The sequence below is a fragment of the Lentzea sp. NPDC004782 genome (assembly GCF_040609115.1).
Taxonomy (GTDB): Bacteria; Actinomycetota; Actinomycetes; order Mycobacteriales; family Pseudonocardiaceae; genus Lentzea.
The window spans coordinates 52454-74802 of sequence record NZ_JBEXJN010000013.1; the positions used below are offsets into that span (position 1 = coordinate 52454).

Consider the following 22349-nt stretch of genomic DNA (forward strand, 5'->3'; position numbering starts at 1 on the left):
GGGCGGCACCTTCGAGAACGAGGAGTCGTCCGCCCCTTCGCCCGTGCGCCAAGGGCCCTGGTGTTCGCGCACCCGGAAGCGGACCATCGACGGCATGAGATTGTCCGCTGTGGACAACCTGAAGGTGGTCCTCGTGGCGTGGGTCATCGGCGGTCACGCGCTGCTCGGTTACGCCGCGATCGGGGGCTGGCCGTACGACGAGGTCAACGAGGTCACGTTCCACCCCGGCGTCGAGACGGTGCTGGCGGCGCTGATCGGGCCGTCCGGGTTGTTCTTCATGGGCACCTTCTACTTCATGGCCGGGATCTTCACGCCCGGCTCGATCGTGCGCAAAGGCAGGCAGCGGTTCGTCGCCGACCGGTTGGTCAGGCTCGGTGTGCCGTGGGTGGTCAGTGCGGTCGTCGTGTGGCCGACGTTCGTGTGGATCGCCTACCGCGGCGCCGGCCGGAACGTGAGCTGGTGGCAGGCGTTCACGCAGCGGGATCCCTTGCTGGACAGCGGGTCGCTGTGGTTCGTGGGAGTGCTGCTGATCTTCAGTGTCGCGCTGGCCTTCGCACCGCCGATGAAAGAACGCGCCATCACCGGGAGAACCGCCTTCGGCACGACGATGGTGGTGGCCGGGACGACTTTCCTGACGCGGCTGGTGTTTCCGGCGAGGAGCGGGCAGATCGGCGACCTGCACCTGTGGTGGTGGCCGCAGTGTCTCGGCATGTTCCTGCTCGGCGCGGTCGGCGGCCTGAGGCTCGCGCAGCGGGTGCCGGACGACCTCTACCGGACCAGTCGCAACGTCGTCATCGCCACGATCGCGGTGTTGCCCGTCGCCGCGGCACTGTTGGGCGCGCTGGACCTCGCCGCGAACGCCGAACCGTTCCTCGGGGGCTGGAGGTGGCAGGCGGCGGCGCTGGCGCTGGTCGAGGGGATGCTGGTCGTCGCGGGCAGTTTGTGGCTCGTCGGGCTGGCGCAACGGAGGCTGACCGGGCAGGGACCGTTCGCGGAAGGGCTGGCGCGGTCGGCCTATGTGGCGTTCGTCGTGCAAGGGCCGGTTCTGCTCAGCCTCGCGACGGCGATGCGCCCGTTCGACCTGCCCGCTGAGGTCAAGGCGCCTGTGGTGGGGGCCGGGGCGGTCGCGGTGTCGTTCGCGATCGGGTGGGTGGTCACTTCGCGCCGAGGCGCTTCAGCACGCTCGTCGTGATGCCGGCCGCGTCCAGGCCGTGCGCGCGCAGGATGCGGGCGCGTGAGTCGTGGGGCAGGAAGCGCGGTGGCAGGGCGAACGTGGCCACGCGGTGGCCGGGCAGCGCCTGGCCGAGCCGCGCGCCCAGGGCACCTGTCGAGGTCGTGTCCTCCACGGCGAGCACCAGGCGGTGCCGACCGCTGTACTTCACGAGGTGCGGGTCCAAGGGCGCGGTCCACCTCGGGTCGACCACGGTGACGCGCACGTCGTGTGCGGCCAGTTCCCCGGCCGCGGCCAGGCACGGGCCGGCCAGCGGGCCCACCGCGACGAGGAGCACCTCGGCGTCCGGGACCTCGCGCAGCACGTCGAAGTGGCTCACCCGGCGCAACGCGGGCACGTCCGGGCCGATCGCGGCCTTCGGGTAGCGCACGACGGTCGGGCCGTCGGACACCCCGACGGCTTCGCGCAGCAGCGACGCCAGGGACGACGGGTCGCGCGGGGCGGCCAGGCGCAGGCCGGGCACGACGGGCAGCACGGAGGCGTCCCACATGCCGTGGTGCGACGCGCCGTCCTGGCCGGTCACGCCGGCCCGGTCCAGCACGAACGTCACCGGCAACCGGTGCAGTGCCACGTCCATCAGCAGCTGGTCGAAGGCGCGCGACAGGAAGGTCGCGTAGATGGCGACCACCGGGTGCAGGCCGCCCATCGCCATGCCGGCGGCCGACGTCACGGCGTGCTGTTCGGCGATGCCCACGTCGAAGACACGGCTGGGAAAGCGTTCGGCGAACGGGCGCAGGCCCACGGGTTCGAGCATCGCGGCGGTCAGGCAGACGACGTCCGGACGGTCTGTGCCGATCGCGACGATCTCTTCGGCGAACACGTCCGTCCAGGTGCCGCCGCCGGGCGAACCGGACCCGCCGACCGCGTGCATGCGATCGGCCTCGTCGGTTTCGGCGGCCTCGTAACCCCTGCCCTTCACGGTTTTGCAGTGCACGACGACCGGCCGGCCCAGAACCTTGGCCTCCCACAGGGCGTTCTCGACGGCGTGCACGTCGTGGCCGTCGACCTCGCCGATGTAGGCCAGGCCCAGCGCCTCGAACAGGCCGCGGGCCGTCCCGGACCGCAGTGACGCCGCGAAGCCGCCCGCGGTCGGGTCGTACGAACGGCCGTTGTCGTTCAGCAACACCACGACCGGTCGCGACGACCCACCGATGTTGTTGAGCGCCTCCCAGCACATCCCACCGGTCAGCGCGCCGTCACCGACGATCGCCACGACCCGCCGGTCCACGCCGGCGAGCTCGAACGCCTTGGCCAGACCGTCCGCATAGGACAGTGCGGTGGAGGCGTGGGAGTTCTCGATCACGTCGTGCGCCGACTCGGCCGCGGACGGGTAGCCGGACATGCCACCGGCCTGGCGCAGCGAGTCGAAGTCGGGACACCGCCCGGTCAGCATCTTGTGCACGTACGACTGGTGCCCGGTGTCGAACAGCACGACGTCGACCGGGGACGCGAACACCCGGTGCACCGCGATCGTCAGCTCGACCGCGCCGAGGTTCGGGCCGAGGTGTCCGCCGGTCCGGTGCACCTTCGAGATCAGGAACGACCGGATCTCCGCGGCCAACGGCCGCAGCGACGCGGACGGAAGCGCGCGGACGTCCGCGGGCGAGGTGATGTCAGCCAGCACGGCGCACCGCCAACGGCACCGTGAAGGAGATCGTCTCCGTGGCCGTCGTGTGCGTGGACACGGAGATCGGTCCCATGGCCTGCAACGCCGCCACCACCTCGTCGACCAGCTCGGGTGGTGCCGAGGCACCGGCGGACACCCCCACCGTCGACACCCCGGTCAACCACGCCGGGTCGATCTCCGAGGCGTCGTCGATCAGGTGGGCGGGCGTGCCGCCACGGGCCGCCAGCTCGACCATCCGGACCGAGTTGGAGGAGTTCTTCGAGCCCACCACCAGCACGAGGTCCGACCGCGCGGCGACCTCCCTGATCGCCACCTGCCGGTTCGTGGTGGCGTAGCAGATGTCGTCCGAGCCCGGCCCGCGCAGTTCGGGGAACTTCCGGTGCAGCGCCTCGACCACCTCGGCCGTCTCGTCCACGGCCAGCGTCGTCTGCGTCAAGTACGACACGGGACCGGCGATGTCCAGCGCCTCGACGTCTGCGACGGTCTCCACCAGCACGACGCGATCGGGAGCCTCGCCCAGCGTGCCTTCGACCTCCTCGTGCCCGGCGTGTCCGATGAGGACGATTGTGTCACCGCGTTCGGCGAACCGCCGGGCCTCGGAGTGCACCTTCGCCACGAGCGGACAGGTCGCGTCGAGCACGTCCAGCGAGCGTTCGACGGCCTCCGCGCGCACGGCGGGGGAGACGCCGTGCGCGGAGAAGACCGCCGTGGCACCGAAAGGCACTTCGGAGAGCTCCTCCACGAACACCGCGCCACGGGCTTCCAGGGAACGCACGACGTGGATGTTGTGCACGATCTGCTTGCGCACGTAGACGGGGCCGCCGCGCTGGTCGAGCAGCCGTTCCACGATCTCGACGGCGCGCTCCACGCCGGCGCAGAACGACCGGGGTGAGGCGAGCAGCACCGAACGCGGCGGGTTTTCCTTCATCTGAGGCCTTTCAGTGGTCTCGATCGGTGACCAGTTGCGCGAGCGTGCCCAGTTCGACCGCCGCGCGGGCGGTCGGCGAGGCCTCGCCGAGGTGGACCAGGGCCTGCGTGTGCAGTTCGTCGGCCTGGGCCCGGCTCCAGGCCCGGCCACCGGCCAGGTCGACGAGAGAAGCCGCCCGCGCAAGCGTTTCCGCGTTCATCTCCTGCGAGCCGAAGTACAACGACGCGAGCTCGGACGCGTAGACGGCGTCGGAGTTCAGCGCGTACACGATCGGCAGGGACTTCTTGCGGCTCATGAGGTCCGAGTGCGCGGCCTTGCCCGTCACCGCCGGGTCGCCCCAGATGCCGAGCAGGTCGTCCACGTGCTGGAACGCGAGGCCCAGCTCGGCGCCGTAGCCGCGCATGGCCTCGACCTGCTCGTCGGTGCCTCCACCGAACAGCGCGCCCAGAGCCGTCGACGCACCGAGCAGAGCGCCCGTCTTGCCCCGCGCCATCTGCTCCACTTCGGACACCCGCACGTCCGAACGCGTCTCGAAGCCGAGGTCGAACGCCTGCCCGTCGAGCAACGCCACCGCGGCGTCACCCAGCGTCCGGATCGCCTCCAGCGCACGCGGATGCCCGGACGCCGCCAGCACGTCCACGGCCACCGCCTGCAACGCGTCACCGGCCAGGATCGCCGCGCTGACCCCGAACACCGTCCACGCCGTGGCCCGGTGCCGACGGGTCGTGTCCCGGTCCATCACGTCGTCGTGCAGCAACGAGTAGTTGTGGATCAGTTCCACCGCGACCGCCGCGGGCACGGCGGACGAGGCGCTGCCGCCGACGGCCTCCGCCGCCAGCAGCACCAGCGCAGGCCGGATGGCCTTGCCGCCGTTCTCCAGCACCGGGTTGCCGTACTCGTCGCGCCACCCGTGGTGGTACTCCGCGACGGTGCGCAGCGACGGTGGCAGCTGTTCGACGGCCTTGCGCAGAGCCGGGAGCACGAGGCCCCGGCTCCACGCGAGCACCTCGCCGGCGGGTCTGCCCGCCGCGAGAGGTTCGGTCAGTTCGGCGGTCATGGCTTAAAGACCGATCTCCACGTTCTCCAGCACGCCCAGCGCGTCCGGCACCAGCACCGCGGCCGAGTAGTACGTCGACACCAGGTACTTGAGCATCGCGTGCTCGTCGATGCCCATGAACCGCACGTTCAGGCCGGGCTCGTACTCGTCGGGGATGCCGGTCTGCCGCAGGCCGACGACACCCTGCTTCTCCTCGCCCAGGCGCATCGCGAGGATCGACGTGGTGCCGTTCTTGTTGACCGGGATCTTGTCGCACGGCGCGATCGGGATGCCGCGCCACGACTGCAGGGGCTTGCCCTCGACCTCGACCGTCGGCGCGTACAGGCCGCGCGCCGACAGCTGCCGACCGAACGCGGCGATCGCCCTGGGGTGCGCGAGGATCAGCCTGGTGTTGCGGCGCCGGGAGATCAGCTCGTCCATGTCGTCCGGCGTGACCGGCCCGGACTGGGTGCTGATCCGCTGCTTGAGGTCGGCGTTCGCGATGAGGCCGAACTCCTTGTTGTTGACGAGCTCGAACTCCTGCCGCTCGCGCAGCGCCTCGATCGTCAGCCGCAACTGGTGCTCGACCTGGTCCATCGGCTGGCTGTAGAGGTCCGCCACACGCGTGTGGACGCGCAGGATCGTCTGCGCCACCGACAGTTCGTACTCGCGCGGCCGCAGCTCGTAGTCGACGAACGTGCCGGGCAGCGTCGGCTCGCCGTCGTGGCCCGACGCGATGTCGATCTCGGCCTCGCCGTGCTTGTTCGACGCGCTCGACGGGCTCGCCAGCTGCTGCGCGATGTGGTCGCGCAACGGTTGGATCTGCCCGTTGAGCTGGTTGAACGTCGCCCGCGACAGCACGACGGCGGTCGTCGGCGTCAACGCACGCGCCGTGAAGCTCCAGTTCTTCCCGACACCGCCCAGGACCGGCTCGTCACCGATGTACTCGCCGTCCGCCATCGTGCCCAACGCCACGTCGTCGCCGTACTCACCGACGCCGGTCTTGGTGACCTTGCCGTGCGCGATGACGACGATCTCGTCGACGGGCTCGCCGCGCCGCGCGATCACCTCACCCGGCTCGTACTCGCGCTGCTGGAACCGGTTCGCCACGGCGGTCAGCGCCGCCTCGTCCTCGAACCCGCGCAGCAGCACGAACTCCGCCAGCTCCTGCGGTACGACCCGCACCGCGGAACCGACGCTGGTGAACGTGATCCGGCCGTCACCGATGGCGTACGCGAGGCGCCGGTTGACCCGGAACGCACCGCCCTTGGCCTCGACCCACGGCAGCATGCGCAGCAGCCAGCGCGGCGAGATGCCCTGCATCTGCGGTGCGGACTTGGTGGTCGTGGCGAGGTTGCGGGCCGCGGCCGTGGACAGGCTCAGCTGCCTGTCGTCAACCCCGGGATCGGTAACAGTCACTGCGAATCCAATCTTCTAACGAACCAGGACTGCGGCAGCGGTGCCGAGTCCTGACGGGGTGTGGAACGACTTCCGGGTGGGGGAGAAGGTGAAACGACCGGAGCGCTGAGTCCAGAGCAGCTCACCGGCCAGCCACGACTTCAGCGCCTCGACGTACCGGTGCAGCCCGGCCTTCGCCTGGGCGTCGAGGTCGTACTCGGCCGCGATCGACGGCAGCTCACCGATGATCGCGACGATCTGCCGCAGCCGTGCCGCGATCAGGTCGGCCACGATCGAGACCGCCTGCGGCTGCTCGCAGTCGAAGAACTGCCGCACGGCGAGCACCGCGCTGGTGGTGCTGCCGCCGGTGCCGTAGAGGCGGTCGAACCCGACGATCTCCTGGCGCAGCGCGGGAACGTCGCCGAACGAGTCGACGAGCGCCCGCATCGTGCTGTTGCGCAACAACTCCGCGGGCAGCTCGGCGCCGACCGACTTGCGCGCGAGCTTCGCGGAGAGCTCGGTGGCGATCGAACGCCGGCGCATCTCCACGAGGTCGATCGGGTCGGGCACCCGGCCCTGGGCGGTGTTGTGCAGCTCCCACGACAACGCGTCCAGGTACTCGCCGAGGTGTTCCTGGTCCCACGAGTCCAGAGTGGACCGCGAGACCAGGTCGGCCAGGCCTCGCTCGGCAGGGCTCGCCGGCGTGCCCGATCCGGTCAGCACGGACTTGAGCCGGGCGACGAAGGCCTTGCCGCCGACGACGTTGCGCGGGCGGAGGAAGCCCTCCAGGAACGCGTCGCTGACGTGGAAGCCCCACGTGTGCCAGTCGTTGATGTGCTTCAGGTCCTCCAGCGACGCCGTGGGGTGGGTCAACGGGCCGAAGCCGCCGTAGTCCGCCGCGTCGTAGAACGCCTCGGTCCACGGTGCGCCGTTGAGCATGCCCATGTCCCGCACCCAAGTCTTCGTGTGCCGGCGGACGCGGTCCGCGTGCGGCGAAAGCCTTGCCGCGAAAGGCATGCCGAACTCAGCCACGACTCACCCCCAGCCACGCGCCGGACGTGCCCAGGCCCGTCGGCCCGCGCAGGATCGTGCGGAAGAAGGCGCTGTTGCCCGCGCCGCCGCCCTCGACCTTGGTGTAACGGCCCGCGTGCAGATGCCACTCGTGCCCGCCGGACTGCCAGTCCTGCAGGCCCTTCACGTACTTGAGCACGCGCGCCTGCTCCAGCTGGTCGACGCCGTGCTCGGCGAACAGCTGCGGCAGCTCGGTGAACACGGTGTTCTCGAACTGGTGCAGCCGCGAGGTCAGCAGGTCGTTCACCGCCTCGACGGCGGTCTGCGTGTCGTGGCCGAAGAACTTCTCGAAGACGAGCACCCCGTTGGAGTTCTCGCCCTCGCGCTGCACTTCCCGCTCGTACGAGAAGATGTCGTTGCGCAGGTGGATCGCGTCGGAGAACGTGTCGGAGAGGACCCGCAGTGGCCGGGTGCCGGCGATGGACGCGGGCACCTCGGCCGCCTCGGAGACCTCCACCAGGTTCGCCGACCACGGCGCGCCGCCGACCTTGCGGCGCATCTCGATGTACTCGATGGGGTTGGCGACCGTGCCGGACGCCATGTTCTTGATCTCCCACATGCATTCGAGCAGCAGGTTGCAGGTGCTCGTGGTGAACCGCCGCCGCCAGTCGGGCGACATCAGCGGGATGGTCCGCTGCCACAGCTCGACGAGGCCGCGTTCGGTGGGGTTGCGCGGTTCCGGTGTCGCGTCCGTGCCGTTGATCGGCATGAACGCGGGCAGCCGGTCCAGGTGGGCCTTGGCTCCCGCTACGTCCTTGGTCTGCTTGAACTCCGCGAAGAACTCGTCGTCGAAGTAGAAGACCCAGACGTACCAGTCCGTGATGAGGTCGAGGATCTCCGCGGGCGCGTCCGGGTGGGTCCACGCGCACATGAACCCGTAGTCGTCGCCCGCGAGGATCTCCGGCGTCCACACCCCGGTGCCGAGCATCCCCATGTCCCGCGCCCACTGCGTCGAGTGAGTGCGGGCGCGTTCGAGGTGCGGGTTCATCCGCGCCGGGTGGGGCACGTAGAACTCCGGCATGGTGAACGACGCTGTAGCCATTTCTTGGCTCAGCCCTCGCGGCCGAGCTCGACGTGCTCCAGGACACCGATCGCGTCCGGCACCATGATCGCGGCCGAGTAGTACGCGCTGACCAGGTAGTTGATGATCGCCTGGTCGTTGATGCCCATGAAACGCACGGACAGGCCCGGCTGGTACTCGTCGGGGATGCCGGTCTGGTGCAGGCCGATGACGCCCTGGTTCTGCTCGCCGACGCGGATGAGCATCACCGACGACGTGCGGGTGTCCGAAACCGGGATCTTGTTGCACGGCAGCACCGGCACGCCGCGCCACGCCGGCACGGACTGGCCGTTGAAGTCGATGTGCTGCGGGTAGATGCCGCGCTTGTTGCACTCGCGGCCGAACGCGGCGATCGTGCGCGGGTGGGCGAGGAAGTAGCCGGGGTCCTTCCACACCACCGAGAGCAGCTCGTCGAAGTCGTCCGGGGTGGGCGGGCCGGACCGGGTGTGGATGCGCTGCTTGAGGTCGGCGTTGTGCAGCAGGCCGAACGACCGGTTGTTGACGATCTCGTGCTCCTGGCGCTCGCGCAGGGCCTCGATCGTGAGCCGCAACTGCTGCTCGACCTGGTCCATCGGGTTGTTGTAGAGATCCGCGACACGGGTGTGGACCTGCAGCACGGTCTGGGCGACGCTCAGCTCGTACTCGCGCGGCGAGAGCTCGTAGTCGACGAACGTGCCGGGCAGCACCGGCTCACCCTCGTGACCCGCGGCCATGCCGATCTCGGCCTCGCCGAAGTCGTTCTGCGGCTTGTTGCGGCTGTTGTAGGTCTGCTGGATGTGTGCGCGCAGGCCGCCTGCCTCGCCGTTGAGGGCCTGGAAGTCCTCCCAGGACAGCGTGAGGGCGGTGACCGGGGTGACGGCCTTGGCGGTGTACTCCCACTCGCCCTGCGGCCCGGCCAGCACGGTCTCGCCGAAGTACTCGCCGTCGGCCAGGTTGCCCAGGACGGTCTCGCCGCCGTACTCGCCGGTGCCGATCTTGTCGACCTTGCCGTGCGCGATCAGCACGACGGTGTCCTGCGGACGGCCCTTCTCGACGATCACCTCGCCGATGCCGAACTCCCGCTGCCGGAAGCGCCCGGCCAGCGCGGCCAGCACGGCGTCGTCGTCGAAGCCCTTGAGCAGCGCGAGCTCGGTCAGTTCCTGGGGCACGACGCGGATCTCCGCGCCGATGTTGGTGAAGGAGACCCGGCCGTCGCCCAGCGTGTAGCTGAGCCGGCGGTTGACGCGGTACGCACCACCCGCGGCCTGGACCCAGGGCAGCACCTTGAGCAGCCAGCGGGAAGTGATTCCCTGCATCTGCGGGACGGACTTGGTGGTCGTGGCCAGATTGCGTGCCGCGGCCGTGCCCAAACTCAGCTGCTGACGGCCCTCATTGAGGTCAGAATCCGTCACAGTCACAACCCACACCCCATCATGTCTGCACTGCGCTAATGGACCAATCCGATAAGCCGGAACGGACGTTAGTTCTCGCAATTGAGAGCTGTGAAGGGGCCAAAAAGGCGACATTCGGGCGGGTGTCTTACGCCTGTCGATGCTACGGAGAGTACAACTTCCGGTAGTCGGGTCAACGTGGAATGCGGTACTCGTTCGGCTCAGTAAGGTCACCCTTTTGTGCGCATTGGTGAAGCATGCCGGGCTGCTATACAACACCACTCCGAGTGGAACTGAATCCACTCGAAGTGGTGTGTCCACATTTTGTGCCAACGGCTATTCGTGGCTATTGCGCGTCACGGGAGTTCAGGAAAGATTCCAGTTGAGTGACGACGAACTCGTGGTCGTCGGCCTGAGGCAGTCCCGACACGCCGACGGTGCCGACCGGGCCGGTGCCGCGGACGATGATCGGGAAGACGCCGCCGTGCGCCGCGTACAGGGCCGGGTCCAGGTGCGGCTCCTCCTCGAACGTCCTGCCCTTCTCTCGGTAGGCCGTGCCGACGTAGAACGAGCTGTGCCCGAACCGGTCGACCACGCGGGCCTTGCGCTCCAGCCAGCTGTCGTTGTCCGGCGCGGTGCCGGGCAGCGCGGCGTGGAAGAGCCGATGTCCGTTGCGCCGCACCGAGATCGCGATCGGCAGGCCCTGCTCGCGGGCCGCGTCGAGCAGGTGCAGGCCGAGCTCGATCGCGACGTCGTTGCCGAAGCGGGCGAACTGCAGGCGCCGCTCCTGGGCGAGCAGCTCTTCGCCGGTGAGGCTCACAGCTCCACCACCCGGTTCTCGCGCGCGGAGGCGAAGGCGGCCTCGATGACTTCGAGCACGTGCACGCTGTCCGCGGGGTCGACGCGGATCCGCCCGGCCTGCAGCTCCGCGTAGAACGTCTCGTAGGCGCCCAGCTCGACGGGCACTTCGACGGTGTCGCCGAGAACGCCGAGCTGGCCGCTGCGGGTCTCGTAACCCCAGTCCGGGTCGGTCGGGCGGCGGCCGGCGTCGAGCGCGTCCTCCTGCTCGTCCATGCCGCTGATCACGAACGCGCCCTCGCTGCCGAGCACTCGGAACCGCGGCCCGTGGTGGGCGGCGTGCGCGTTGGCCCACAGGTGCGAGCGGACGCCGTTCTCGTGTGTGAGCGCCACAAACACGTCGTCGTCGACCTGCACGCCCGGCCTGCGCAGGTCCAGCTCGGCGTAGACGCGCCTGACCGGTCCGAACAGCTGCAGCGCCTGGTCGACGAGGTGCGCGCCGAGGTCGTAGAGCAGACCTCCGGCCTCCTCGGGGGCGCCGAACTCGCGCCAGTTGTCCCAGATCTCCGGCACCCAGCGCTCGTAGCGCGACTCGAACCGCCGGATGTCGCCCAGTTGGCCGATGATCTTGCGGACGGTGCGGAAGTCGCTGTCCCAGCGGCGGTTCTGGAAGACCGTCAGCGGCACGCCCTTCGCCTGTGCGGCCGCCACGAGCTCCTTCGCGTCCGCTGAGGTCGGCGCGAACGGCTTGTCCACGACGACCGCGACGCCCTTGTCGATCGCCTTCCTGGCGTACTCGACGTGCGTGCGGTTCGGGGTGGCGACGACGATCAGGTCGAGGTCCATCGCGAACAGCTCGTCGGCGGTGACGATCTTCGCGTCCGGGTGGGCGGCACGGGCCCGGGCCTGCCGCTCCGGGTGCGCCGTGACGATGGCGACGAGGTCCATGCCCTCCGTCGACGAGATGAGCGGCGCGTGGAAGACGCGTCCCGCGATGCCGTAGCCCAGCAGTCCGACTCGTGTCATGGCACCGATTAAAACAACGCTGTTGCATAATTGCCAGGTGGACCTCACCTCACTGCGTTCGCACAACGACCGGACCGTGTTGCGCCTGGTCCGGTCCGGGGCTCTGAGCAGGGCTTCCATCGCCGTACGAGCCGGACTGACCCCTCAGGCCGTGTCGAAGATCGTGGCGCGGCTCATCGATGCCGGACTGCTGGAGGAAACCGGCACGATGCGGGACGGCGGCCGGGGCAAGCCCAGGACCGCGCTCCAGCTCGCCGCGGACGGGGCTCACGCCTACGGGGCCTACGTCGACCGCGACGAGCTGCGCGTGGTGCGGCTCGGCCTGACCGGTGAGGTGGTGTCGGCGTCCGTGCTGCCGCTGGCGCCGATGTTCACGCCGACCGACGTCCTGGACGCGTTGCAGTCGTTGGTGCAACCGGGGGAGAAGGTGCTCGGACTCGGCATCGGGATCGCCGGGCCGCTCGACTTCCGCGACGGCGTGGTGTCGCCGAACGGCCTGCCTGGCTGGTCTTCCGTGCCGTTGCGGGCGTTGGCCGAGGAACGGCTCGGGCTGCCGGTGGTGGTGGACAAGGACACCAACGCGGCGGTGCTGGCCGAGGCGTGGCGACGACCTCTGCGCGACGCCGCCCTGGTGTTCGTCGGCACCGGTCTGGGCGTGGGGTTGCTGCTCGGCGGCGAGGTCCACCGCGGCGCACGATCCGGTGCGGGCGAGTTCGGGCACACGACGATCCAGCTGGACGGTCCGTTGTGCGTCTGCGGACGGCGCGGGTGCGTCGAGGCGGTGCACGCCGCCGCCACCGGGGTCGAGGCGGCACGGGTGCTCGCCGCCGCGGTGACGAACCTGGTGCAGCTGCTGGACCTCGACCAGATCGTCCTGAGTGGACGGAAGGTGCTGCAGTCGCCGGAGCTGTACCTGCGGGCGATGCCCGAGGTGGCCGTGAGCGTCACGTCGTTCGGTGCGGACCTGGTTCCGATCGGCGCCGGACTCCTGGTCCTGGGCGAACTCTTCTAGGCGTTCGGTGGATGAAGGGCGCCTTGTTCCACCTCAGGTCGATGAAGGCGCCCTTCATCGAGCACCGGCACGGCTAGCATCGGACGCGTGGACGTCGAGCACGTCGTCGGCCTGCCGCACCCGAGGCTGCGGCCGTTCGTCACGCGGTACTCCGGGTATCGGATGCGCACCGAGCCCGGCATCCACCGCGGCCTGCCGTCGCGGTCGTTGACGCTCGTCGTGACCATGGACGGCACGGTCGACCTGGACCAGGGCCGGTTCGCCACGTTGTGCGGCGGCCTGCACGACGAGGCCGTGATCATCACCCACGACGGGTTCCAGCACGGCGTCCAGTGCGACCTCACGCCGTTGGGGATGCGGGCGTTCTTCGGCCTGCCCGCCGGTGAGCTCTCCGGCGTCACGGTGGGACTGGACGCGTTCGACGCACCTGCCGCCGAACTGCGGGAACGGCTGCAGACTGCGACCACGTGGGCGGACCGGTTCACGGAACTGGATCTCGTGCTGGGCCGGTTGGTGCGGCCGGTGCGGCAGCGGGTCGAAGTGGCGTGGGCGTGGCAGCGGCTCGCGGCAGGCGTGCCGGTCGCGGAGATCGCCGCCGAGGTCGGGTGGAGCCGTCAGCACCTGAGCGCGCGGTTCGCCGCCGAGTACGGGTTGACGCCCAAGGTCATGGCCCGCGTGATGCGGTTCGAGCGGGCGAACCGGATGTTGCGCGGCGAACGCCGGCCCACGCTGACCGAGGTCGCCGCCGCGTGCGGGTACACCGACCAGGCGCACTTCAACCGGGACTGGCGGGCGCTGTGCGGGGCCACGCCGACCGAGTGGATCGCGGCCGAGCTTCCATTCGTACAAGGCGGCGAGGACGTGCCGGTCGCACAGTAGCGGCCATGAACACACCTGCACCTACCTGTTGGCCGGCGTTGAGCTACGAGGACGCGCCGGCCGCGATCCGGTTTCTCGTGGAAGGGTTCGGCTTCTCCGAGCACCTGGTGGTGCCCGGCGAGGCCGAGGGCGAGGTCGTGCACTGCGAGCTGGTCTGGCCGGAGGGCGGCGGCGTGATGCTGGGATCCGCGCGGCGTTCGGTCGGCGAGGTCGTGGCGACGCACGTCGGCGCGGCGTCCGTGTACGTGGTGACCGATCGGCCGGACGAGCTTCACGCGCAATGCCTGGCGCACGGGGCGGTTGAGATCCGTGGGCTGAAGGACGAGGACTACGGGTCGCGCGGCTTCACCGTCGCCGATCCCGAGGGCAACCGCTGGAGCTTCGGCACCTATCGCGGAGCGTGAAGCAACCTTCACGCAACAAACGGAGTCTCCTGGGGTGGAGAGGTTCACACCTAGGGGAGGACAGGTGCGCATAGCGCGCTGTTTTGTGGCCACCGCGCTCGTCGCCGGGCTGATCAGCCCGGCGACGCAGGCTCAGGCACAACCGGCGAGCCCTCAGCCGGCGTCGACCATCACTCTGATCAGCGGTGACAAGGTCGTCGTCAACGAGCGAGGCGAGCTCGTCCGGATCGAGGGCCGGCCGGGCATGCAGTTCGCCCAGTACGTCAAGAACGACCACCAGTACGTGGTGCCGGCGGATGCGGTCGACGCGGTGGGGCAGGATCGCGTCGACCAGCGGTTCTTCGACGTCACGGCATTGCACTCGTTCGGCTACGCCGACGACAGGATCGACCGGATTCCGGTGCTGGACAACGGCCTTCGCGCGGCAGCCGCGGTGCCGAAGAAGGAAGCGGCGCAGCGCTGGAAGGGCCGGGCGAACGCCCGCAGCGCCGGAAAGCTGTGGCTGGACGGCAAGTCGAAGATCACGCTGGACCAGAGCGTGCCGATGGTGGGCGCCCCGCAGGCCTGGCAGGCCGGGTTCGACGGAACCGGCGTCACGGTCGCCGTGCTCGACACCGGCTACGACCAGAACCACCCCGAGCTCGCCGGCGTCGTGTCGGTGGCGAAGGACTTCACCACCGCCGGCATCCAGGACAACATCGGCCACGGCACGCACGTCGCGTCGACGATCGCGGGCCACGGCGGGAAGTACACCGGTGTCGCCAAGGGCGCGAAGCTCGCGGTCGGCCGGGTGTGCGAGGCGAACTGGTGCATGGACAGCGCGATCCTGGCCGGCATGGAGTGGGCCGCCCGCGAGGTCAAGGCCAAGGTGATCAACATGTCCCTGGGCGGTGATCAGTCCGACGGCACGGATCCGTTGTCGCGCAAGGTGAACGAGCTCACCGCGGAAACCGGCGCGTTGTTCGTGGTGGCGGCGGGCAACGCGGGCGATCGCCGCAAGGTCTCGGCTCCCGCGTCCGCCGACTCGGCGCTCGCGGTGGCGAACCTGCGCAAGACCGGCACGCTGGAGGACTCGTCGTCACGCGGCCCGCGGCTGGGGGACTACGCGGTCAAGCCGGACATCGCCGCGCCGGGCACGGACATCGTGGCCGCACGCGCCGCGGGCACGCTGCCCGAGTACGCCGTGGACGACCTGCACGCGCGGCTGACCGGCACGTCGATGGCGGCACCGCACGTCGCCGGTGCCGCGGCGATCCTGGCGCAGCGCAACCCCTCCTGGACCGCGGCCGAGCTGAAGGCGCACCTGATGGCGACGGCCAAGCCGGTCGCCGACACGTCCGCGAACGTCGGCACCGGGCTGCTCGACGTCGCCCGCGCGGTGACGCAGCAGGTGCGCGCGGACGCCGGCAGCCTGTCGTTCGGCCTGCTGGAATGGCCGCACACCAAGACGTCCACGAAGACGACCACCTACCGCAACGACGGCTCCGCGCCGGTGACGCTGTCCCTGAAGCACGACCTGGGCGCGGACTTCTCGGTGCCGGCGTCCGTGACGGTACCGGCGGGCGGCACGGCGGCGGTCGACGTGGTGCTGGACCCGAGCAAGGGCAACGGCACCTTCTTCGGTCACCTCACGGCTTCCGCCGCCGGGGTCGAGGTGATCACGTCGGTCGGCGCGTACGTGCAGGAGGAACAGCACACGCTGACGGTGACCATGACCAACCGTGACGGCAAGCCCGTCCCGAACGAGTTCGTCGTGCTGGTCGATCTGTCCACACGGGAAGCCTCGGTGCTGAGCATCACCAACGGTGCCGGTTCGGCACGGCTGCCGGTGGCGGACTACGCGGTGCTCGGCCGGATCGACGAGCTGACCCCGAACTACGCCTGGTTCACGCCGGTGTCCGCGACCGAGGTGGCCGGCCGGGTGTCGTTGCGGACCGACCAGACGCTCGCGCTGGACGCCCGGCAGGGCAAGCAGATCAGCGTCGACATCGACGATCCGGGCGCGGAGGTCTGGTACCGCAACGCCGACCTGACCGTGCCGTTCACCCCCGGCAAGATCAGCGGTGTCGCCAGCGTCATCGACGGCAGGGTTCCGCTGTACGGCCTGTCGTTCGGCTCGCCGCTGCCGGACCTCACCTACGACTCCGGGCTCAAGGCCGGGCAGCCGCTGATCTCGGTCGTCGGCGGGTTCCCGGTGCGGTACTACGAAAGCAGCAAGTACCTGCCGGTGGGCGAGCACAGGTTCGACGTGGCCGAACGCGGTGCGGACGTGCGCGGCAAGCTCGCTCTAGTCCGCACCGCGGGCGAGAACCCGTACGACGTCGCCAGGGAGATGCAGGCGGCCGGTGCCCTCGCCGTGCTGTGGGCTGGGCCGGTGCCGTTCGGGTACGAGGAGCAGACCGTCATCCCGGTGATCGCGGTGGCGGAACACCACGTCGCCGTCACGCCGTCGCAGCTGACGTTGCGCAGCATCGCGGGCTCGCCGGTCTCGTACACGTTGTTCTTGCCGGAGAAGGGCAAACTGCCGATCGGCACCAAGCACCTCCGTCGCGCCGACCTCGCCGAGGTGAAGGCGCGCTACCACACGTCCGGCGCGGACGGCTTCGTCAGGACCAGGAACTACCCGGTCGTCGACGGCGCGATCAACCAGCGCGTGAGCCCGCTGGACGAGTTCCTGACGGCCCCTGCTCAGCGCACCGAGTACTTCACGCCGGGCACCTGGTACCAGGAGGGCTTCGACGGCCGCAGCTTCGGCGGGGGCGACGACCCGACGGTCACCACGTGGTCCGACCTCGCACCGTCGACCTACGCCGCCGGCCAGTGCTACGAACGCACGAACCTCCGCGCGGTGTCGTCACCCCGCTTCGGCCGTCCGACCCAGGTGACCTGGTCGCAGGGCGGCGGTGTGGAGCGGACCGGCGACCAGATCAACTTCCGGATCTCGCCGTTCGGCGGCTCCGGATGGGTCGAGAGCTGGACGTACAGCGGCTACGGCTCGACGGAACTGCGTCGTGGCAACGAGGTCGTGGGGTCCGCCGACGTGCGGCAGGGCTCCTTCACGGCTCCCGCCCGGGACGGTCGCTACACGCTGACGCTGGACGCGGCCCGTGACACGTCGGCGCTGTCCACCAAGGTGCACACCGCGTGGGAGTTCTCGGCTGCCAACGAGGGCCGGCTGCCGTTGCTGGAGGTCGACTACACGCTGCCGGTCGACCTGCGCAACAGCTGGAAGGCCGGCGTGCCGATGCCCGCGAAGTTCACCGCGTCGCGTCCGTCCGGCACCCTTCGTGAGCTGCACGCCTACGCATCGTTCGACGACGGCGCCAACTGGGTGCCGGTGAAGTCGATCGTGCCGGCGGGTGGGAAGCCTGAGGGTTACGTGTCGCTACGCGTGGTGGCGACCGACACGGACGGCAACACGGTCGACCAAACGGTGTTGCGCGCCTACCGCCTTCGGGCGTAACCGGGCGGCCGTTCGGTCGTTGTAACCCCCTGCGGCACCTGCCCGGTTGGATGCGAGACGAAGAAGGACGCGGCGTCTCGCGACACCGGGCAGGTGCCGCCATTTTCAGTGGCCCGCGACACGGGCATGTGGTGGCATGTCCGGCCATGGGGACCTTCGAAGACCTGGTGGCGGAGGGGGCGGCGGTACCGCTGGAGGGCTGGGACTTCTCCTGGTTCGCCGGTCGCGCCACCGAGGAACGCCCGCCGTGGGGCTACGCGCGGCAGATCGCGGCCAGGCTCGGCGCCGTGGAGTCCGCGCTGGACCTGCAGACCGGCGGCGGTGAGGTCACCGCGTCCGCACCCGCGTTGCCACCGCTGATGGCCGCCACCGAGTCGTGGCCGCCCAACGCTCTCGTCGCCGCCCGGAAGCTGCCGCTGGTCGTCCAGGCACCCGACGAGGGGCCGTTGCCGTTCCGCTCCTCGGCCTTCGACCTGGTGATCAGCCGGCATCCCGTGGTGACCCCGTGGGCGGAGATCGCACGGGTGCTCAGGCCGGGCGGGACCTACTTCTCGCAGCAGATCGGCGCCGGATCAAATCGGGAGCTCACCGATTTCATGATGGGACCGCAGCCCGTCAGCGACGCCCGCAGCACCTCGCTGGCACGTGCGGACGCCGAGGCTGTCGGACTGGAGGTGCTCCGGTTGGAACCGGTGGCGTTGCGCGTCGCGTTCTTCGACGTCGGCGCGGTCGTCCACTTCCTGCGCAAGGTGCTGTGGACCGTGCCCGGCTTCACCGTCGAGGGGTACCGCGACCGGCTCCTGGACATGCACGAGCACATCCAGGAGCACGGCGAGTTCGTCTGCACCTCGAGGCGGTTCCTGGTCGAGGCGCGCAAGCGCTGAGCACCTCACGTGGATGAAGGGCGCCTTCATCCACGTGAGGTGGAGCAAGGCGCCCTTCATCCACGTAACTGCCCAGCAGGCTGGGGTCGCTCAGCGGGGCTGGCGTTCGCGGCGGATCGTGATGCGCTTGCCCTTGATGGTGGCGTCGCGCAGGGACGTGATCACGTCGTTGGCCGCCGGGCCCGGCACCTCGACCAGCGAGAAGCGGTCCGCGATCTCGATCGCGCCGATGTCGCGGCCCTTCAGCTTCGTCTCGCCGGTGATGGCGCCGACGATGTCCTGCGGGCGGATGCCGGACGAGCGGCCCGCGCCCAGGAACAGCCTCGTCATGCCCTCGGACGGGCCGCGGCGCTCGCGGCGCGGGCCACCGGTGGTGCCGTCGCGGCGCGGACGGTCCTCGCGCGGGCGGACCTCCGGGATCTCCTCCTCGTCCGCGGCGGCGCCGGAGGCCTCGTGGGCCAGCTTCACGGCGGCCAGGGCGATGTCCATGACGTCGAACTCGTCGGCCAGGGTCTCGACCACGACGCGGAAGCGCGACAGGTCGTCCTCCATCAGCGACTCCTGCAGCGACGAGCGGGTCAGCTCCAGCTGCCGGGCGCGCAGGTCGGCGACCGTCGGGACCTTCTCCATCGGGATCTTGGTCTTGGTGACGCGCTCGATGGTCTTGAGCATCGAGTTCTCGCGCGGCTCGACCAGGGTGATCGCGACGCCCTCGCGGCCCGCACGGCCCACGCGGCCGATGCGGTGGGTGTAGGCCTCGGGGGCGGACGGCACGTTGTAGTTGACGACGTGCGTGAGCTGCTCGATGTCGAGGCCGCGGGCGGCGACGTCGGTGGCCACCAGCAGGTCGGCGGTGCCGCCGCGCAGGCGGGACATCACGCGGTCGCGCTGCTCCTGGCTGATGCCGCCGTGCAGCGACTCGGCGCGGTAGCCGCGGCCGTTCAGCGTCTCGGTGAGCTGGTCGACCTCGTCACGGGTGCGGCAGAACACGACGGCGGCCGTCGGCGACTCGACGTCCAGCACGCGGCCGAGCGCGGCGGGCTTGTGCTCGCGGCGCACCAGGTACGCGGTCTGCCGGACGCGCGGGGCCTCGCCCGGCTCGGTCTTCTCGCGCTCGATCTGGATCAGCACCGGCTCGCGCAGGTGGCTCTTGGCCATGCGGTCGATGCGCGGCGGCATCGTGGCCGAGAACAGCACGGTCTGCCGGTCGGCGGGCGCCTCGGCGAGGATCGCGTCGATGTCCTCGGCGAAGCCCATGTCGAGCATCTCGTCGGCCTCGTCGAGCACGACGATCTTCAGCTCGCTCAGCTGCAGGGTGCCGCGCTGCAGGTGGTCGATCGCGCGGCCCGGGGTCGCGACCACCACGTCGACGCCGCGGGACAGCTCGCGCAGCTGACGGCCGATGGGCTGGCCGCCGTAGATCGGCAGCACGCGCGCGCCCATGTGCCGGCCGTAGCGGTGCACCGCCTCGGACACCTGCACGGCGAGTTCACGGGTCGGCGCGAGCACGAGGGCGAGCGGCTTCTCGCCCTTGCCGATCCGGTCGGCGATGCGTTCGAGCAGCGGCAACGCGAACGCCGCCGTCTTGCCCGTGCCCGTGGCGGCCTGCCCGAGCAGGTCGTTGCCGGCGAGCAGCGGCGGAATCGCTTCTGACTGGATCGGCGTCGGCTCCTCGTAGCCCAGCGTGGTGAGTGCGTTGAGGATGTCGGGCCGCAGCCCCAGGTCGGCGAAACCGTTGTCGGCGGTGGTCATGACCGCTATCTTCCCCCACCGCCCGACATCGCACTCACTCAGACCAGGTCAGATCGCTTCCGCCGAGTTTGCACGGTCGTGATCTCGACCTGACCAGGCCGGACCTTGTCCACTGTGGACACGGAAAGGCCGCCGGTTCGCGGCGCCGAAACCTAGACTGGACAGGTGAAGAATCGCCTGACGGTCTGCTCCTCGCACCTGATCACGCTGCCCGGCGCGCCGCACGGCCCGGTGCGGGCCGCGATCGCCGATGCCGCCGCGGCGGTCGCGGAGTTCGACCCGGAGCTCGTGGTGTTCTTCGGCACGGACCACCGCCGTGCGTTCCGCGCGGTCGTCCCCACCTTCGCGGTGGTGCTGTCGGCGACCGCCCAAGGCGACGTGGCAGGTCCGTCCGGCGCCTACGACGTGCCGTCCGAGCTCGGACGCGCGTTGGTCGCCGACCTCGTCGCGCACGAGTTCGACATCGCCACGGCCTACGAGGCCGCGCTGGACCACGCGTTCGGTCACACCGCCCGCGACCTGCTGGGGTCGATCGACGCGAAGCCCGTGCTGCCGGTGTTCGTCAACTGCGCCTCGCCACCGCACGCGTCCTTCCGCCGCGCGGCGTCGCTGGGACGCCGCGTCGGCGAGTTCTTCGCGTCGAAACGCGTGCTCTACGTGGGATCGGGCGGCCTGGCGCACGACCTGCCGGGATTCCGCGAGCCCGAGACGGGCGCGGTGCTCACGGAGTCCGAGCGCCAGGCCTGGATCAGGTCGGTCAACGAGCAGGCACGGGCCGAGGGCACCATCCGTGAACTGGTGCGCACGTGGGACGAGGCCTTCCTGGCCGGCGTGGGCGGGACGTCGTGGGACTGGCTCGACGAGATCGGCACCGACCTCGTCGAACGCGCCGGCAACGGCGCGGCCGAGTGCCTCACCTGGACGGCGGCCTGGGCCGCCGGTGGTCAGGCCCTGACGACCCTGGCCCACGAGTTCGACACCAACGGCCGCGCGGTCGCGATGTCGTAGGCCCTCAAGTCGGCGGCATCTCGGGCGGCATCTCGACCGTGGCCAGCACGTCGGCCTCGGCCAGGTACAACCGGCCGAGGTCGATGAGAAGCGTCCCTAGCTCCCTATAGTGCGCCGCGCGCTCGATGTCGGGAATCAGTCCGCACGTGCGCAACATATTTTGTGCGAGCATCTCGCCGAACTGTGGATAACTCTTCACCACCTCACGCGAGAGCCGTTGAAGGGATATGCGGAGGAGGTCCTCCGTCAGGATTTCCGCGGCCATGGCAGGATGCCCTCACCCTCTCGCCAGACGCCGTCGCAGTCCCAGCACGTCGGCCAGCAGATCTTGTCTCGCCACAGGCTTATCTCTTGCGGCACAAAGGGATCGCCGCAGAGCGTCTCGACGAGCTGCCCCCTGGCCGGCTCGTCGGGGATGGCGTGTCGCAGCCCCTCGTGGGGTGTCCATCTGAACGTCACGGAATTATTGTCGTTCTTGGCAGGCCTCCAAGCTAACGCCCTTTTGGGTCATGTTGAGGTCAAACGTTCTGGAATGCGCGAGAATGAGACTACCGTCGTCTCCATGCCGAAAAGATTCTCCACTGCAAGGGGCCGGGAGTTCGGTGACGGCCTGCGCGCCGCCATCGCGAACACCGGCATGACCGCGCGCGCCGTCGCCGAACTCGTGGGCTGGCAGGAGGCCAAGCTGTCCGACCTGGTCAACGGGAAGGGCGGCGCCACCGAGCTGGAACTGGCGATGCTGCTGGGCGTGTGCCGCACGCCACCGCAGGAACGCGACCACCTGATGGCGCTGTTCAACGAGGCCAACCTCAAGGGCTGGTGGCAGGACCACGGGGCGTGCACGCCCATCCGGCCGCGCACCCTGATCGAGCACGAACGCGTCGCGAAAAAGCTGATCAGCTGGCAGATCTCGCTCGTGCACGCGCTGGTCCAGCTGCCGGAGTACGCGCGAGCGGTCATCGCCTCGTGTGCGAACGTGCCCGACGACGAGGTCGAGGAGCGCGTGGAGGTTCGCACCGAGCGGCAGACGATCCTGCGCAAGGGCTTGAAATGCCACTTCTACCTCCACGAGTCGGCGCTGCTGGCACCGATCGGTGGCCATGAGGTGATGAGGGCGCAGCTGGAGCACCTGCTGAGGATGGCCGCGCGGCCGTACATCGAGATCCGGATCGTGCCGTTGTCGGTCGGTGCGCACGCGGGGCTCTCCGGGGCGTTCGACATGCTGACGTTCGACAAGTACGAGCCGGTCGTGTTCCTGGACAGCGAGAACTCCAGCCTGATCATCGAGGCCCCGTACGCCGTGAAGTCGTACGAGCGGGTGGTGGAGGCGCTCGATGAGGCCGCCTTGGATGCGGAACAATCGAAGGAGCTGATCAAGCGGCTGCTGACATGAGGAGACACC

Annotated in this window: 20 protein-coding genes; 8 read left to right on the plus strand and 12 right to left on the minus strand. The window is 69.8% G+C overall.

All coding sequences use genetic code 11. The features are described 5' to 3' along the window. The first annotated feature begins 94 nt into the window (after positions 1–94). Positions 95–1192, plus strand: coding sequence for an acyltransferase family protein (locus ABZV40_RS14570; protein ID WP_355440295.1), 1098 nt, complete (start codon positions 95–97; stop codon positions 1190–1192). Here the strand turns inward: ABZV40_RS14570 and ABZV40_RS14575 are convergent. The 9 genes from ABZV40_RS14575 to ABZV40_RS14615 form a co-directional block, all read right to left on the minus strand. Further along, positions 1155–2852: a 1-deoxy-D-xylulose-5-phosphate synthase gene (locus ABZV40_RS14575; RefSeq protein ID WP_355440632.1), complete on the minus strand. Its 1698-nt coding sequence runs from the start codon at positions 2850–2852 to the stop codon at positions 1155–1157. The genes ABZV40_RS14570 and ABZV40_RS14575 overlap by 38 nt on opposite strands. Then, positions 2845–3786, minus strand: coding sequence for a 4-hydroxy-3-methylbut-2-enyl diphosphate reductase (ispH, locus tag ABZV40_RS14580; protein ID WP_355440298.1), 942 nt, complete (start codon positions 3784–3786; stop codon positions 2845–2847). The genes ABZV40_RS14575 and ispH overlap by 8 nt, the downstream gene beginning before the upstream one ends. Positions 3787–3796: 10 nt before the next feature. Continuing rightward, positions 3797–4843 (minus strand): family 2 encapsulin nanocompartment cargo protein polyprenyl transferase, encoded by a 1047-nt coding sequence (locus ABZV40_RS14585; protein WP_355440301.1) that lies wholly within the window; start codon positions 4841–4843, stop codon positions 3797–3799. A 3-nt stretch (positions 4844–4846) separates the two neighbouring features. After that, positions 4847–6241, minus strand: a complete 1395-nt coding sequence (locus ABZV40_RS14590; protein WP_355440304.1) for a family 2B encapsulin nanocompartment shell protein — start codon at positions 6239–6241, stop codon at positions 4847–4849. Between the two features lie 15 nt (positions 6242–6256). Beyond that, a complete protein-coding gene (locus ABZV40_RS14595) occupies positions 6257–7252 on the minus strand; it encodes a hypothetical protein (RefSeq protein ID WP_355440306.1) in 996 nt (331 codons plus the stop codon). After that, complete coding sequence (locus tag ABZV40_RS14600; RefSeq protein ID WP_355440309.1) at positions 7245–8312, minus strand: hypothetical protein; 1068 nt, start codon at positions 8310–8312, stop codon at positions 7245–7247. Before ABZV40_RS14600 ends, ABZV40_RS14595 begins: the two co-directional genes overlap by 8 nt. Before the next feature lie 29 nt (positions 8313–8341). Continuing rightward, positions 8342–9748: a family 2B encapsulin nanocompartment shell protein gene (locus ABZV40_RS14605; RefSeq protein WP_355440312.1), complete on the minus strand. Its 1407-nt coding sequence runs from the start codon at positions 9746–9748 to the stop codon at positions 8342–8344. 319 nt (positions 9749–10067) lie between these two features. Continuing rightward, complete coding sequence (locus ABZV40_RS14610; RefSeq protein WP_355440315.1) at positions 10068–10541, minus strand: heme-degrading domain-containing protein; 474 nt, start codon at positions 10539–10541, stop codon at positions 10068–10070. Further along, positions 10538–11545 carry a Gfo/Idh/MocA family oxidoreductase gene (locus ABZV40_RS14615; RefSeq protein WP_355440318.1) on the minus strand — a complete coding sequence of 336 codons (1008 nt, stop codon included), beginning with the start codon at positions 11543–11545 and terminating at the stop codon, positions 10538–10540. Before ABZV40_RS14615 ends, ABZV40_RS14610 begins: the two co-directional genes overlap by 4 nt. A gap of 37 nt (positions 11546–11582) precedes the next feature. On the opposite strand from ABZV40_RS14615, the gene ABZV40_RS14620 reads away from it, so the two are divergent. From ABZV40_RS14620 to ABZV40_RS14640, 5 genes are all read left to right on the plus strand, one after another. Beyond that, positions 11583–12557, plus strand: a complete 975-nt coding sequence (locus tag ABZV40_RS14620; RefSeq protein WP_355440321.1) for an ROK family transcriptional regulator — start codon at positions 11583–11585, stop codon at positions 12555–12557. Positions 12558–12644: 87 nt separating this feature from the next. Then, positions 12645–13436: an AraC family transcriptional regulator gene (locus ABZV40_RS14625; RefSeq protein WP_355440324.1), complete on the plus strand. Its 792-nt coding sequence runs from the start codon at positions 12645–12647 to the stop codon at positions 13434–13436. 5 nt (positions 13437–13441) lie between these two features. Beyond that, complete coding sequence (locus ABZV40_RS14630) at positions 13442–13840, plus strand: VOC family protein (RefSeq protein ID WP_355440327.1); 399 nt, start codon at positions 13442–13444, stop codon at positions 13838–13840. Between the two features lie 64 nt (positions 13841–13904). Beyond that, positions 13905–17303: a S8 family serine peptidase gene (locus tag ABZV40_RS14635; protein ID WP_355440330.1), complete on the plus strand. Its 3399-nt coding sequence runs from the start codon at positions 13905–13907 to the stop codon at positions 17301–17303. 146 nt (positions 17304–17449) lie between these two features. Beyond that, the gene (locus ABZV40_RS14640) at positions 17450–18187 is read left to right on the plus strand and encodes a methyltransferase domain-containing protein (RefSeq protein WP_355440333.1); all 738 of its coding nucleotides are present in this window, start codon (positions 17450–17452) and stop codon (positions 18185–18187) included. 90 nt (positions 18188–18277) lie between these two features. Here the strand turns inward: ABZV40_RS14640 and ABZV40_RS14645 are convergent, their stop codons facing one another. Next, positions 18278–19939, minus strand: a complete 1662-nt coding sequence (locus ABZV40_RS14645) for a DEAD/DEAH box helicase (protein WP_355440336.1) — start codon at positions 19937–19939, stop codon at positions 18278–18280. A gap of 165 nt (positions 19940–20104) precedes the next feature. Between ABZV40_RS14645 and ABZV40_RS14650 the strand changes: the two genes are divergently transcribed. Continuing rightward, positions 20105–20947 (plus strand): hypothetical protein, encoded by an 843-nt coding sequence (locus ABZV40_RS14650; RefSeq protein ID WP_355440338.1) that lies wholly within the window; start codon positions 20105–20107, stop codon positions 20945–20947. Positions 20948–20951: 4 nt separating this feature from the next. Here ABZV40_RS14650 and ABZV40_RS14655 read toward each other — a convergent pair whose 3' ends face one another. Both ABZV40_RS14655 and ABZV40_RS14660 read right to left on the minus strand, forming a co-directional pair. Then, positions 20952–21212 (minus strand): hypothetical protein, encoded by a 261-nt coding sequence (locus ABZV40_RS14655; RefSeq protein WP_355440340.1) that lies wholly within the window; start codon positions 21210–21212, stop codon positions 20952–20954. Further along, positions 21194–21406, minus strand: coding sequence for a zinc finger protein (locus ABZV40_RS14660; RefSeq protein WP_355440342.1), 213 nt, complete (start codon positions 21404–21406; stop codon positions 21194–21196). The genes ABZV40_RS14655 and ABZV40_RS14660 overlap by 19 nt, the downstream gene beginning before the upstream one ends. A gap of 103 nt (positions 21407–21509) precedes the next feature. Here ABZV40_RS14660 and ABZV40_RS14665 point away from each other — a divergent pair, with 103 nt between their 5' ends. Continuing rightward, entirely contained in the window at positions 21510–22340 is an 831-nt protein-coding gene (locus ABZV40_RS14665; protein WP_355440345.1) for a helix-turn-helix transcriptional regulator, read from the plus strand. Positions 22341–22349 lie beyond the last annotated feature (9 nt).